Genomic DNA, 13947 nt, shown 5'->3' on the forward strand with positions numbered 1-13947 from the left:
GGCGTTTATAATCATACCTAAAAATCTGTTCTCTCATCTGTCAAAGCTTTATACTTTGCAGGATTTGGCACCTGAGCAAAACAGTTTTGCCGGTTGCCGGGCATCATCGGGCCAGTCCCTCCGCCACTCTGGATAAGAGATTTTAATTTATTAAATTATTATTGCTTTAACTCGTTTAAGTGGTACAAAAAGGATTTTAGCACCGTAAGAATTTTGTGTCAACTCATAAACAGATTCTTCAGAAAAATAAATTCATTCAAATCCATAAAATGTACACATCTTCCTTAGGAAACATCTACTATATATTCCATTGGTAAAATAAAAAATCCCTTCTTTAAATAGAAGAGATTCGTCGTTTTTACATTTCTCATCTATCAAAGTCAAAGACTTCGCAGGAATTAGCACCGTACAGTGTACCTGCCGGTTGCCGGGCATCGTCGGGCCAGTCCCTCCGCCGCTCTGGATAAGTGAAGATGTCGATATGAAATTATAAATTATGTTAGCATGAGGGATAGATGAGCGTCAATCCATAACCTTCGCTAAATAAAAGGAGAATGACCTTGAGTAAACAAGCCCCTTTGTTTGAATTACCTTATATTAACGACCACTCTTCCATTTATAAACTTGAGGACGATTTAGGGAAAGTGATCGTCTTGACCTTTTGGGCTTCCTGGTGTCCCGATTGTGGAAAAGACTTACCTATGAAAGAACAACTATTCAAAACAATGGACCATGACAAAGTAAAATTATTGACAATTAATGTAACCGGGAGGGAGCGGAATAGAGAGGAAGGCATTGAATTCACCGAAAAGTTTTTAACCCAGCCTACCCTTGCTGATAAAGGTCGCTATGTCTATGACCTCTATAATTGTGATGGTGTTCCTTCCACCATCATCATAGATCAGGAAGGTGATATTCATGCGAATTTTGGTGATCAATCCTCCTTTTTAGATATTGTAAGCAAATTAGGAGAAATCGTTTGATATTCAAAACAAAAAAGACAGCAATGACATTCCAGGGTCACTGCTGTCTTTTCCATTATTGAATAAATTCCACACCTAAATAATAAGAAAATGATTAAGTTCTACAGAATTGGTCATTTCCTGGGAAATACATACACTATTCAACAAAACCAATCACTTTTTCATACATATAGGAGACAGATTGAAAAGCATAAATCTTTTCTTTCACCTGCCCGCCACTCGTCACAAGCAGACATGGAACACTTTTAATTTTATATCGTTGCATCCATTCCGGGTGCAAGGAAGCATTCATTTCCTTAAAGACTTCTCTTTCAAATACAGACTCGAGTGTTGTAAGCATTTGACGAGCTAAATGACAAGTTCCGCAAAAAGGGCTATGGACGAAGGTGAGGGTGGTTTGTGGAGCGTTAAAGTGCTTCTTTGCTTCTGTTGTTTTTATTTCCTCCACATTCATCCTCCTATATTAAATAAATCGACTTCACATTGAAATGTCTACTGAGTAAGGCTCTTGCCAATTCAGGTTCCGGCGTAGCTGCCACTTCCCTGAAAGCCTTATCTATATAGATATGCTCGGCGTGAGGAAGCTCTTCCGTCAATTGTTTTCTTAATTTATAGCCAGAGTCATCTTCATCCACTAGAATATACACGGTTCGATCATCTAAGTTATGATCAAGAATCATTTCTTCCATCCGCTCAATTCCTAAAGTGCCATGGGTGCAGATGATTTCAATTTCTTCATCAAGAACTTTATTCAACTTCTTTTTATCTGTGATTCCTTCAACAATGACGATTCGTTCTCCATCCATCTTCATCACCTACTATATAGAAACAGACCATGCCAATCAGGCATGGTCTGAACATGATTAAGATCAAACGTGATCATGTCAGACAAGGTTTCTTAAAGCCCTGCCTGTCCAATGCACTATTCTTAGTCTTCATCAATCATTGCTTCATATTCTTCCGGTGTCATCAAGTCGTTGATTTTAGAGTTGTCACTAGGTTCAACGACAACCATCCATGCCTTATCGTAAGGAGATTCGTTAACAAACTCTGGACTGTCTTCCAAGTCTTCATTTACTTCTACAACCTTACCACTGAGAGGAGCATAAAGTTCAGAGACGGTCTTTACAGATTCCACGCTGCCAAATGGCTCATCCGCTTCCAGTTCATCTCCAACTTCTGGAAGTTCTACGAATACGATATCCCCAAGTTCTGATTGCGCAAATTCAGTAATACCGACCCTTACTTTTTCTCCTTCTTCTTTCACCCATTCGTGTTCTTCAGAATAACGCAGATCTTTAGGTACGCTCATTTCCATTACCTCCAAAATAATAATTATAGTTCAACATCAAATATAAACATAAAAGCTATATGCTTCTATTCCCAATAATGTGCTCACTGAGACCAAACGTTCTCAAACTCTTCTTGCTTAAACCCTACCGTTGTTTTCTCCCCATCAGTTAGGATAGGCCTTTTAATCAACATACCATCAGATGCAAGCCACTCAAGCATTTCGGCTTCTTCTGCTTCTTTTAGCTTGTCCTTCATGTTCAGTTCTCTATACTTTTTCCCACTAGTGTTGAAGAATTTTTTTGCTGGCTTATCACTAGTAGTAATGAAGCTTTGTAACTGATCTTTTGAAGGGGGGTTATTGACAATATGTACAGATTTGTAGTCAATCCCTTCCTCATCCAACCATTTTTTTGCTTTTTTACAGGTTCCGCAATTTGGGTACCAATAGAAGGTTAAAGACATCTACACACCCTCCTTCTTCTTGTTGTCTAATATTTTATCATAACGAAGGTAAAGATTTCATTTATTTCTATTATTGTCTTTACAATCCTTACATAAAACTCTTCCATCATAGCTACCTTTTCCTGAAGACTCTCCTATTGTTTAAAAAGAGGGGCAAAACGAAGGCCTGCACCTTCGCGTTTTCGAAAGTGCAGGCCCTGGGTCACATTCATCCTATTTGTTAGACTGTATATTTTTCGGTTTCAATCAATGCTTTAGCAATCTCACGTTTTTTAGGAATGACATTCGTTGGTGTATGACGAGTCAATTTACGAAGAGCACCCAGCATCATTCTTAAAGAATCCCCGGATTCTGCTGCAATCAATGTTTCTTTAGCATGCCCTTCAATTCGGTTGAAGGCTTCCTGAACATACACTTGTGTATAAAGAAGTTTCTGTTTGTTCTTCTCTTCACCTGTCTTGTTAATCGCTTTTTCAGTTCGAAGAACAGCAGATTCCATGTTATAAATCTCGCCTACCATATCCGCAATATTCACAAGGAGTTCTTGTTCATTTTCCAGTTTCTCTCCGTATTTTTGAGCAGCAAGGCCAGCAGCAAGGAGACCAATCTTCTTCGCATTTTTCAATAAATATTTTTCCTGTTCCAGAACTTCTACGCCCGGTTCTTCCGGCATCATCATCATGATTTCTTCTTGAAGGGCTTGAGCTTTCTGAAGAAGAGGCAACTCGCCTTTCATTGCTTTCTTCAACAGTGTGCCTGGAACGATCATACGGTTGATTTCGTTCGTTCCTTCAAAGATTCTATTGATTCGGGAGTCACGGTACATTCTTTCCACTTCGTATTCAGCCATGAATCCGTATCCACCATGGATTTGTACCGCTTCGTCAACGGCAAAATCAAGGAGCTCTGTTCCGAACACTTTGTTCAGTGAGCATTCAATCGCATATTCTGCGATAACTTTAGCCACGGCAGCGCCATCTTTCAGCTCTTCGTCAGATAATTTACCCATGCTTTGTTCAAATAAACCTACCGTACGATATACGGAGCTTTCATTAGCATAAGTGTTGGCGGCTACAGAACCGATCTTTTCCTGGATTAATGGAAAACTTGCAATTGGAGTCTTGAACTGCTTGCGTTCCTTCGCATACTTGACAGAAAGTTCAATGGCTCGTTTAGATCCACCTACTCCCCCAATGGCCAATTTATAACGCCCGACATTCAGAATGTTAAATGCGATGACATGGCCTCGGCCAACTTCTCCAAGAACATTCTCAATGGGTACTTCAGCATCCTCTAGAATCAAAGTACGAGTGGAAGAACTCTTAATTCCCATTTTCTTCTCTTCGGGACCTGTAGAAACACCTGGATAATCACGTTCCACAATAAAGGCCGTAAACTTATCCCCATCGATCTTCGCGTACACGACAAAGACGTCAGCAAACGCAGAGTTCGTAATCCACTGTTTTTCACCATTTAGCACATAATGAGTACCGGCTTCATTTAACTTGGCTGTCGTTTTCGCTCCAAGTGCATCAGATCCTGAACCAGGCTCTGTCAGCGCATAAGCTGCAATTTTTTCACCCGTAGAGAGCAATGGAAGATATTTTTGCTTCTGATCTTCATTACCAAAGAAAACAATTGGCAGGGACCCAATCCCAACGTGAGCACCATGAGTAACGGAAAAGCCTCCCGCACGAGAAAACTTTTCAGTGATTAGTGATGAGCTGATCTTATCTAACTGTAACCCGCCATATTCTTCTGGTACATCGGCCCCCAGCAATCCCAACTCACCTGCCTGTTTAAGTAGGGCAACGGAATGCTCGAACTCATGGTTTTCGAGATTTTCGATCTTTGGAACAACCTCACCAAGAACAAAATCTTCCGCCGTTTTGGCAATCATTAAATGTTCATCAGTGAAGTCTTCTGGAGTAATAACATCCTCTGCAGTCAAATCTTCAACAATAAAGCCTCCACCTTTAATCATCTCTTTTAAATCGCTCATCTTTCTGTTCCTCCCCAAGTTAAATTAGTTCAAATACTCCTGCGGCTCCCATACCGCCACCAATACACATCGTCACTACACCGAATTGCTCATTTCTGCGTTTCATTTCATGGATCAAGCTTAAGGTAAGCTTTGTTCCTGTACATCCTAACGGGTGCCCTAAAGCAATGGCCCCACCGTTCACGTTTACTTTATCTTCATCTAATCCAAGTTCGCGTATGACTCGAAGGGATTGAGAAGCAAACGCTTCGTTCAACTCGAAGAGTCCAATGTCGGATAAAGAAAGACCGGCCATTCTTAGTGCCTTAGGTACGGCTTCAATCGGTCCAACCCCCATGATCTCCGGCTCAACTCCGGCCACTGCAAAGGAGCGGAATTTGACTAGCGGAGTAAGTCCTTCCGCTTCTGCTTTTTCCCGGTCCATCACCATAACAGCTGCTGCCCCGTCACTCATTTGTGAAGAGTTCCCTGCGGTTACAGAACCTTTTGTTGAAAAGGCAGGCTTCAGCTTACCAAGTACATCAGGCGTAGTACCTGCTCGAACTCCTTCATCCATTGAGAATAGAGTTTTCGTTTCTTTTACTTTGTTGTCTTTCCCCAGCTCACGGTTGGTCACCTCAACTGGGACGATCTCATCTTCAAATTTCCCTTCCTGAATCGCTCGAGCTGCACGCTCGTGACTCTGGACCGCAAAAGCATCTTGATCGGCTCTGGATATCTCAAAGCGATTCGCCACTTCTTCAGCGGTATGACCCATCGACATATAGTACTCAGGAGCGTTTTCGACCAACTGGATATTCGGCTTAATCACATGCCCCCCCATAGGGATGAGGCTCATGGACTCCGCTCCCCCTGCAATGGCGGTGTCACTGTGGCCGAGCATGATTTTTTCTGCGGCATAAGCGATACTTTGCAATCCAGAAGAACAATAACGGTTAACGGTAATCGCTGGCACTTTATGATGAAGTCCGGCAAGGCCTGCGATGTTCCTTGCCATGTTCATTCCTTGTTCTGCTTCCGGCATCGCGCACCCAATAATGACATCATCAATATTTCCTTCATAATTGTTCGCTCTTTTTAACGTTTCTTTTATTGTCAAAGCGGCCAGATCATCGGGCCGTGTATATGCAAGTGAACCTTTTTTCGCCCGACCGACTGGTGTACGGGCTCCTGATACGATAACTGCTTCTTTCACGACTCTTCCCCCTCTTTAAATTGAATTAATTGCGTAGCGGTTTGCCTTTCATAAGCATGTGCTGCATACGAGCTTGTGACTTCGGCTCACCTACTAGACTTAAAAAGGCTTCCCGTTCAAGATCTAATAAATACTGTTCATCCACGAGTGTTCCTTCTTTTAACTTTCCTCCGGACAGGACAAAAGCTAGTTTTTCAGCGATTTTAAGGTCGTGTTCACTCGCATATCCACTTAGCGCAAGTGATTTAGCTCCCAGAACCATCGTTGCATAGCCCTGCTCGCCAACTACAGGTATTTTTGTCCGTTTAGGTGCCTGGTAGCCTGACCTAGCTAACCCGAGCACTTTCTGTTTCGCATCATGAAGGAGGTGATCACCGTTGACACTAATTGCATCGCGTGAATCTAAGAAACCATTCTCCTTCGCTTCCTCCCCTGAAGTAGATACTTTCGCCATAGCGATTTTCTCAAACACACTGTTCGCTACCTTTTGAAGGTCAAAATCAATGCCTTCAGGTACGTTTCTCAAGTGTTTGATATAAAGCTCTTTATTTCCACCGCCACCAGGGATGAGACCGACACCAGCTTCCACCAGACCCATATAGGTTTCCTGCGAAGCCTGAATGGCATCAGCAGGCAGACAAACTTCGGCTCCACCTCCAAGGGTCATTCCGAAAGGTGCGGCCACAACTGGCTTATCCGAATATTTCATTTTCATCATACTATCCTGGAAACTTTTCACGACCATTTCGATTTCAAAGAAGTTAAAGTCTTGCGCTTCCATAAGAATCATTCCAAGATTTGCACCCACACAGAAGTTCTTCGCCTGGTTTCCGATGACAAGACCTTCAAAGTTCTCATCTACATGATCGATGGCAAAATTAATCATTTGAATGATATCAAGCCCAATGGCATTACTTCTGGAATGAAACTCTAATCCTGCAACCCCATCGCCAAGGTCGATTAAGCTCGCACCAGCATTTTTCTTGATAACCTCCCGCTCTTCTTTCAAGCGTTTAAGGTTGATGACCTTGTCATTAAAGGACTGCTGTCTGTATTCTCCTGCATGATAGAAGTAAACGTTTCCATTTTCCTTTTTATAAAACGTTTCGATTCCTTGATCCAACATCTTCTCCACCCATGTTGGAATCGTCTCTCCTTCTTTCTTCATACGCTCAACAGACGCTTTCACTCCGATGCTGTCCCACATTTCAAATGGACCGAGCTCCCATCCGAATCCCCATCGCATGGCATCATCAATAGATGGTACATCATCAGCAATTTCACCATACAATTCTGCTGAATAGAGGAGAACAGGTTTTACAACAGACCAGACCAAGTCTCCAGCACGGTCTCCTTCAGCGTTTATAAGGGTTTTCAATTTCCGCTGTGGACCTTTTTCCTGTTTCGCCATCTCAGTGGCCTTGGTTTTCAACTTGCCTCGTTTTTCATATTCAAGGGTCTCAGGATTAAGCTGAAGGATTTCGCTTCCCTTTTCCCCTTTCTGCTTAAGGAAGAACCCTTGCCCGCTCTTCGATCCCAACCATCCTTTTTCAAGCATGTTTTTCATGAAGTCAGGGGTTTCGAAAGCCTTTTTTTCTTCCCCTTCTACTTGATCGTACACGTTGTTCGCCACATGAATAAACGTATCCAATCCAACAACATCCAGCGTACGGAAGGTGGCGCTTTTTGGCCGGCCAATCATGGGTCCGGTGACAGAATCCACTTCACCGACGGAGTACCCTTTTTCAAGCATTTGTTGAACAGTCACTAAAAGACCGTATGTTCCAATTCGGTTAGCAATGAAGTTCGGCGTGTCTTTCGCTTCGACCACACCCTTGCCAAGAACATCTTCTCCAAATGCTTTCATGAATTGAAGAACTTCTGGACTCGTGTGCTTCGTCGGAATTACTTCTAATAACTTCAAATAACGTGGCGGGTTGAAGAAGTGTGTGCCTAAGAAATGAGCTTTGAAATCCTCGCTGCAGTCTTCGGACATGGCTTCAATGGAAATTCCTGAAGTATTGGAACTTACAAATGCGCCTTTCTTACGATGACGATCAACATCTGCTAAAACTTTTTTCTTGATATCAAGGTTCTCAACAACTACTTCAATGATCCAATCGACGTCAGATAAACGTTCCATATCATCGGTAAAGTTTCCTACTTCAATAAGATCGAGATTTTGTTTACTTGTAAGTGGTGAAGGTTTTTGTTTAAGAAGTGCTTTTTTATTTTCAGCAGCAATTCGGTTCCTCACAGCTTTATCTTCTAACGTGAGCCCCTTTTTTGCTTCTGCATCCGTCAATTCGCGAGGGACGATATCCATCATTAATGTAGGTATTCCTACATTTGCTAAGTGTGCGGCGATCCCTGCGCCCATTACTCCTGATCCAAGGACGGCTGCCCGCTTGATTTTGTGATTCATTTCATTTCCCCCTATCTCATTTGAATGAATACTCATTCATTTTACAGCCAAAAAAATAAGTACGGCTAATTCGTATCTATGTATAATATAAAATATTTTCAGACATTTCGCAATCCTTTTCCACATAATTCTGTAAAATTTTCCTTTGAAGTTTTTAATGGTTCATATATTCTATGCATGACCGTCACATAGGTTGCCCGCAGATCTGCGGGCAATTGATTATTTTCCGAACACACCTTTTAACACAAAGGCAACGTTCGCCGGTCTCTCTGCAAGCCTTCTCATAAAATATCCATACCAGTCATTCCCATAAGGGACATAAACCCGCATTTTATATCCTTCTTTTACTAACTCCTCTTGTCTTTCCACCCTGATTCCATAAAGCATTTGAAATTCGAAATGTTCCTTTGATATATCCTTTTCTTCAACAAGAGATTTCGTATATTCAATCATTCGATCATCGTGACTGGCTACAGCCGTATAATTTCCATTCAGCAAATGGATACGAATGATTTTTTTCAAATTTTCATCTACATCTTTTTTGTCAGGAAAAGCGACCTTCGGCGACTCTTTATAAGCACCTTTCACAAGTCTTAAATTGGGGCTATACTTGTCGAGTTCTTTTATATCCTCTACAGTGCGGTATAAGTAGGACTGTAATACGGTTCCGATGTGCTCATAGTCCTCACGCAGCTTCTTAAATATTTCAAGCGTTTTTTTACATCTTTCGTAATCCTCCATGTCAATGGTGACAAACACATCTTTTTCTTCAGCGACATCCAGGATTCTGCGCATATTCTCCATGACAAGGTCTTCCGATATATCAAGACCCATAGACGTTAACTTTAAAGAAAGCTGGGAGTCCAACTGATGTTCTGCAATCGCCTCGATCGCTTCTACGCAGCCTTCTGCTGCCTCCCTTGCTTCTGCTTCACTATCAATAAATTCCCCTAGATGATCGATGGTCACAGCCATCCCTTTCTTATTTAATCCTTTGATTGTTTCAACGGCATCAGGAACAGTTTCTCCTGCTACGAACTTCCCTGCACCAAAGCGAAGACCATATTTTTTTGCTAACTTTGTAAAAAAGCGATTCTTTGATAAAAAAAGAAAAAAGTTTCTGAGTATCCGTTCCATTCTCCAACCCCCTAAACCTTGTTCCCGCTCACAAAATACATTTTGATTTTTCTGTCATGTAATCGTTAACATACTACTATTTTATCATTTATTAGATGAAATGGGTAAAAATAATGTTTGCTTCGACAAATCCTCCGCTCTTTCACGAAGAGATTTACTACCTAGAATTAGCGACGTGATTTTTTCTTATAGAAATGAAGATGAAGGTCATAATAAAAATGAAAAAAGAAGGAGGAATCGTGATGCAACAACAAAACCAATCCATGCAACAATCCCAGCCTATGTCTCAAGTTCCCAACATCGTAAGCACAAAAGATCAGCTTTACCTTGCGGATATGCTGTCCTGGAATTTGAATGCCTGTAAGAAAGCTCACTTCTTTGCTCAAAATTGCCAAACACCGGAAATACAAGCCGCTTTAGAGGAAGCAGGTCAAATGCATCAGCGTCATTATGATAAGCTGCTTAATCATTTAAATTCTCAATCCCAAACAACCAACTGAGGAGGAGCACTATGAATCAAACTCAAAAGATACAAAATCCTGAAACAAACGTCCCTAAAACTCCACAAATGAATGAAAGAGATTTTGTTAATGATCAGCTGACAACCGAAAAGTACATGACCGCTTCTTACAACATCGCGTTGAATGAAGCTAGCAATCAAAACCTTTATCAAGATCTTGCTACAATCTTCAAAGAAACCCAGGACTGTCAACGCAACTTATATAACCTCATGTTTAAAAACGGATGGTACGCCCTTGAGCAGGCGGAAAAACAAAAAATCGATCAGACGTATCAACAATTCACAGGGTACAAGACCCAATTGCCATACAACGTACAGTAGTTAATACCGATTGTAGAGCTAAAAAAGAAGCCCGGTATTCCGGGCTTCTCTTTGTTTACCCTACTGGCTCATATCCTTGAGCTTCTACGGCTTCCTTCATCAACTTTTTGCTTACAAAAGCTTCATCATATGTGATATTTACTTTCCCACTGTCTAGGTCAACTTCAACACCATGGACGCCTTCCAATTCTTGAAGGGCACCCTTCACGGACTTCTCGCAGTGATTACAAGTCATACCATTTACTTCTAAAGTCATCTCCATGTTCTTACACCCTTTCTGAATCTAAGCTCATATTGAACTATTCCACAAAGGAATGATTTTTTAACATATTTTTTTATCATGACCTTTGAATACTTAAAAACCCGCTTCCTCATTTAAGGAGCGGGTAGTTTTAATCACTGCAATATTTCTTTAATGCCTGATGCAGAGAATTCATAAAAGTAATTTCCGAAGAAAAATGTATCATTTGGATCCGTTTCACCTGCTCTGGACGAACTCCGGTGATGATGACTTGTGAGCCCATGTAACATAAGGATGTCATTAAATTTTTCAATAGTTGGGCTCCATCCTCGTCGATTTGTCCTACTGCCGTAAAATCAAAAAGAACCCTCTCTGTATCCCCGTTCTGTGTGGCTTGCAGCAATGGCTCTTCCACTGAGTACATTTTATCAGCCGTAATATGACCAAAGAGCGGAACTAAGGCGGTTTCTTCCGTTAGGCGTATAAACGGAGCCGAGAGTCGATTCCCATGTTGGATTGCGTCTTCCAATTTCTCTTTTTCTTCAAGCAGTTGAAAGTTTGTATCATTCAAACGGGACCGCAATTGATCCATGGTTTTGGTAACTTTCGATAACTGTTCATCTTTTGGTATGATCAACACTTCTGCATACAAATCATTTTTCCACTTCACATGCATATCGGATGTAATAGGGTTCTGCTTTTCATCAGAAGGCTTGATTGCAATTTCTACAGAAAGTTTATGAACATCCGGGGTGACCCATTTCTCAATCTTGGTGAGGCTTCCTTCGTCCATAACATTTAAAAGATTGTTTATTTCGCCGAACATCTCAACAGCCTCATCCGATAAGGATTCAATCTTAAAGTTTTTATTGATGATAAAGTGTGGCAAAGGAAAGCTGCGTTCAACTCGTTTCATTGATCGTTTCTTCCCTTCCTTCATTGAACCAACGTTTAAGATGATCCATATCCTTGACAACCATCACGTGTTCAGATTCAAATTCTTTCAAGTCGTACTTCTTTACTATTCTTCCGCCAATCATAATCAGCGGATTCCATTCTAATTGAGAAAACCGCTCCAACAACCTCTTAATTGTTTTGAGACGATAAGGCAAGGCTGCTGATATTCCAATGACATCAGGTCTGTATTTTTGGATTTGGGTGAAAGAGTGTTCTAAAGGAAGGTCCGGTCCCAAATAACGCACTCTCCATCCATGATTTTTAAACGTATCCGCCACCATTTTCAAACCTATGTAATGCTGTTCTTCTTCTACACCGAATAACATAGCTTTGAAGTTTTTTTGATGTCTTCTACTTACAAGACCGCTTTCTGAGTGAAGTTTTGAAAGCACGAAGTCGCAGATGGCTGTAGCCAGGTGTTCGTCAGCAACGGATATTTCATTTCTCTCCCAAAGTTCGCCAATATAATACATGGCGGGAGTAATAATATCTTCATACAAATATGCTCTCGGATGTTTTTCTAATAAAGTTTTAATATATTCTTCTGCCCCTTGTTCATCCCCTTGAAGGAAATGATGGGCTAAAATTTCGTGTTGCACGTCCAAAGTATTCACCTCTTTGAAAGTGTATGCAAATGTTGTAAGGCCTCGTCCAAATATTTGATATAACACTGTTTTTCGACCTCGTCCACAACCTCCATGTCTTTAAGAAGGCGTACCAGGCGTTCATAATTATCAATGATCAGTGAAGTAGGAACTTCCCTCGAGGTAAGGACTGTATTCAGCCACTTCGTATAATCAATAAAAAAATCGACACTCTCCATCTCATAGGCCGCCTGCAAATGATCTAAATGATGGAAGTTATCTTCTTCGGTCCGGTCTCTTCCGTTCTGGCCAAATTTTTCCCAAAGGTATGGATAAGCCTCGTAAATTTCATCGGCTACCAATTGAACTAAGCGGCTTTGCTCGGACTTGTTCACGTTGCGACCACCTCATATTTAGAAACCTTCGGCACGATCCCCTGAAGTTCCTGATCGGGATATTGCTTTTCTAATTCATGGATTTTCTTGAATTGTTCACTACGGGCCCAATTGAGGTATGCCTCTTTAGATTCCCATTCCAAGTGTACCGTTAGTTCCCCAGGTTTCCTGTCGTTCTGCAGGAGTTGAAAGGAAATAAAACCATCCGCCTGGTCTACAAGACGGGATCGTTTTCTATATATATCAATTAAATCATCTGCTTTATGGTCTGGTACCTGCACCATAGAATCTACGACGAACATGTGTCATTCCCCAATCTATTTATTTTCATTAAATAATATTTTATCATACCTTTTTCTTCTATGTATAATGTTAAGATTCTCCTTAAGCTGTCCAATAAATGCACATAAACCTCTTGGGGATATATAAATTAAGACCTAGAATGTACAGCCGCAGGTTGCTCCTATTCGAAACGAAGGAACGCCTCTTTTGTAGTCCAGAACTCTCCATACATTAAAAAAGGTGCCGGCTATCACACCAGCACCTTCTTACTTTCTCCTACTATTGTACAACTTCCTCAAGTACATGCATCTCTTCATGGTCCAGAAGATTTTTGTTGATCATATCATCCGCTTCTTTATTCATGTTATCCTGCAGGTCTTTCAGCTCTTCTTTATCACCGACAAGGTAGAAGCGCTCCCAGCCATATTCTTTAGCTAGTTTATCAATCTTAGGAGCTACACTCTTGTACCAACGGTAACGATTGGCTTCAAAGCGCTCTTGAAATTGATCCCTCTTGGAAGTTTTGGCACCACCAGATCCCATAGAAGGCTGAGCACGGTGCGGCCCTTGATGCTGTCTCCAATCTTCCGTATCCAGATCAAGTTCAAACAACTGAGTATCATTCAACGTTCCAAGCTCTGCATCAATCAATTTAATTTGATTTTTCTGAGTTAAGATGATTCCTGTCTTAGGGAACGTATTCTGCATTTCTTTCAATTGATCGAGGACAGGAGTTTCTTCCCAGTAGAATTCTGTTTTCACAGGCATTTGGAAACGCTCCGCAAACCATACCGTCTCATCGCCAGTGACGAAGAGGACAACACTCTTAGCAAAGTGTTGTTCATTTTCTTCTATGAATTGCTCCACTTTTTCTTTTACTGCCCAATAGTTTCTCTTCTCGTCCGAATCGCCATCTTCCTGAAGATAGGATTCGAAATTATTCAATCCATTTTTTAAATGAATCTTCCATTCTCCCCCTTGTTGATCAGGGTCGGAAGGGTCGGTGTTTAAATACATCGTAAATACTTTTTGTGGTTTTTCTAAATGTACTGCCTCTAGTTTCTTTATTTCTTTATTTAAGTCCATAAAACAGCGACTCCTTTCAAGAATTGTAATTCGAATCTATTCTGTATGTTTCCTGAAAAAGAAG

17 protein-coding genes and 2 riboswitches are annotated in these 13947 nt (G+C 41.2%); of the genes, 3 read left to right on the forward strand and 14 right to left on the reverse strand.

The features are described from left to right. Window positions 1-30 precede the first annotated feature (30 nt). A riboswitch (SAM riboswitch) is annotated at window positions 31-139 on the reverse strand. Window positions 140-364: 225 nt separating this feature from the next. Further along, a riboswitch (SAM riboswitch) is annotated at window positions 365-470 on the reverse strand. 90 nt (window positions 471-560) lie between these two features. Further along, the gene (locus tag HFA01_RS12535; RefSeq protein WP_371860334.1) at window positions 561-983 is read left to right on the forward strand and encodes a TlpA family protein disulfide reductase; all 423 of its coding nucleotides are present in this window, start codon (window positions 561-563) and stop codon (window positions 981-983) included. Window positions 984-1119: 136 nt separating this feature from the next. Here the strand turns inward: HFA01_RS12535 and HFA01_RS12540 are convergent, their stop codons facing one another. The 8 genes from HFA01_RS12540 to HFA01_RS12575 all read right to left on the reverse strand — a co-directional run bounded on the left by HFA01_RS12540 (window position 1120) and on the right by HFA01_RS12575 (window position 9497). Further along, on the reverse strand, window positions 1120-1437 hold the full coding sequence (locus HFA01_RS12540; RefSeq protein ID WP_146816717.1) for a thioredoxin family protein: 318 nt from the start codon (window positions 1435-1437) through the stop codon (window positions 1120-1122). A 4-nt stretch (window positions 1438-1441) separates the two neighbouring features. After that, the gene (locus HFA01_RS12545; protein ID WP_146816719.1) at window positions 1442-1789 is read right to left on the reverse strand and encodes a toprim domain-containing protein; all 348 of its coding nucleotides are present in this window, start codon (window positions 1787-1789) and stop codon (window positions 1442-1444) included. Between the two features lie 122 nt (window positions 1790-1911). Next, the gene (gene gcvH / locus HFA01_RS12550) at window positions 1912-2295 is read right to left on the reverse strand and encodes a glycine cleavage system protein GcvH (RefSeq protein ID WP_146816721.1); all 384 of its coding nucleotides are present in this window, start codon (window positions 2293-2295) and stop codon (window positions 1912-1914) included. Window positions 2296-2378: 83 nt separating this feature from the next. Further along, window positions 2379-2738 (reverse strand): arsenate reductase family protein, encoded by a 360-nt coding sequence (locus HFA01_RS12555; RefSeq protein WP_146816723.1) that lies wholly within the window; start codon window positions 2736-2738, stop codon window positions 2379-2381. 220 nt (window positions 2739-2958) lie between these two features. Further along, the gene (locus HFA01_RS12560; RefSeq protein WP_146816725.1) at window positions 2959-4740 is read right to left on the reverse strand and encodes an acyl-CoA dehydrogenase FadE; all 1782 of its coding nucleotides are present in this window, start codon (window positions 4738-4740) and stop codon (window positions 2959-2961) included. A 19-nt stretch (window positions 4741-4759) separates the two neighbouring features. Next, on the reverse strand, window positions 4760-5935 hold the full coding sequence (locus HFA01_RS12565) for an acetyl-CoA C-acetyltransferase (protein WP_146816727.1): 1176 nt from the start codon (window positions 5933-5935) through the stop codon (window positions 4760-4762). 25 nt (window positions 5936-5960) lie between these two features. Next, window positions 5961-8360 (reverse strand): 3-hydroxyacyl-CoA dehydrogenase/enoyl-CoA hydratase family protein, encoded by a 2400-nt coding sequence (locus tag HFA01_RS12570; RefSeq protein WP_146816729.1) that lies wholly within the window; start codon window positions 8358-8360, stop codon window positions 5961-5963. A gap of 219 nt (window positions 8361-8579) precedes the next feature. Beyond that, window positions 8580-9497, reverse strand: coding sequence for a proline dehydrogenase family protein (locus tag HFA01_RS12575; RefSeq protein ID WP_146816732.1), 918 nt, complete (start codon window positions 9495-9497; stop codon window positions 8580-8582). 242 nt (window positions 9498-9739) lie between these two features. Here HFA01_RS12575 and HFA01_RS12580 point away from each other — a divergent pair, with 242 nt between their 5' ends. Together HFA01_RS12580 and HFA01_RS12585 are read left to right on the forward strand one after the other, a co-directional pair. Then, on the forward strand, window positions 9740-9997 hold the full coding sequence (locus HFA01_RS12580; RefSeq protein ID WP_146816734.1) for a hypothetical protein: 258 nt from the start codon (window positions 9740-9742) through the stop codon (window positions 9995-9997). Between the two features lie 11 nt (window positions 9998-10008). Next, window positions 10009-10338, forward strand: a complete 330-nt coding sequence (locus HFA01_RS12585) for a spore coat protein (protein ID WP_146816736.1) — start codon at window positions 10009-10011, stop codon at window positions 10336-10338. A gap of 55 nt (window positions 10339-10393) precedes the next feature. Here the strand turns inward: HFA01_RS12585 and copZ are convergent, their stop codons facing one another. The 6 genes from copZ to HFA01_RS12615 all read right to left on the reverse strand — a co-directional run bounded on the left by copZ (window position 10394) and on the right by HFA01_RS12615 (window position 13883). Then, complete coding sequence (copZ, locus tag HFA01_RS12590) at window positions 10394-10600, reverse strand: copper chaperone CopZ (RefSeq protein WP_146816738.1); 207 nt, start codon at window positions 10598-10600, stop codon at window positions 10394-10396. A gap of 130 nt (window positions 10601-10730) precedes the next feature. Then, window positions 10731-11495, reverse strand: coding sequence for an STAS domain-containing protein (locus HFA01_RS12595; protein ID WP_146816740.1), 765 nt, complete (start codon window positions 11493-11495; stop codon window positions 10731-10733). Continuing rightward, entirely contained in the window at window positions 11482-12135 is a 654-nt protein-coding gene (locus HFA01_RS12600) for a cobalamin B12-binding domain-containing protein (RefSeq protein ID WP_246139331.1), read from the reverse strand. Before HFA01_RS12600 ends, HFA01_RS12595 begins: the two co-directional genes overlap by 14 nt. A gap of 11 nt (window positions 12136-12146) precedes the next feature. Beyond that, entirely contained in the window at window positions 12147-12515 is a 369-nt protein-coding gene (locus tag HFA01_RS12605) for a hypothetical protein (RefSeq protein WP_146816744.1), read from the reverse strand. Beyond that, window positions 12512-12817 carry an antibiotic biosynthesis monooxygenase family protein gene (locus tag HFA01_RS12610; RefSeq protein ID WP_146816746.1) on the reverse strand — a complete coding sequence of 102 codons (306 nt, stop codon included), beginning with the start codon at window positions 12815-12817 and terminating at the stop codon, window positions 12512-12514. Before HFA01_RS12610 ends, HFA01_RS12605 begins: the two co-directional genes overlap by 4 nt. Before the next feature lie 259 nt (window positions 12818-13076). Beyond that, entirely contained in the window at window positions 13077-13883 is an 807-nt protein-coding gene (locus tag HFA01_RS12615; protein ID WP_146816748.1) for a VLRF1 family aeRF1-type release factor, read from the reverse strand. Between the last annotated feature and the right edge of the window lie 64 nt (window positions 13884-13947).

This window comes from Halobacillus faecis, assembly GCF_007991335.1.
GTDB lineage: Bacteria > Bacillota > Bacilli > Bacillales > Halobacillaceae > Halobacillus > Halobacillus faecis.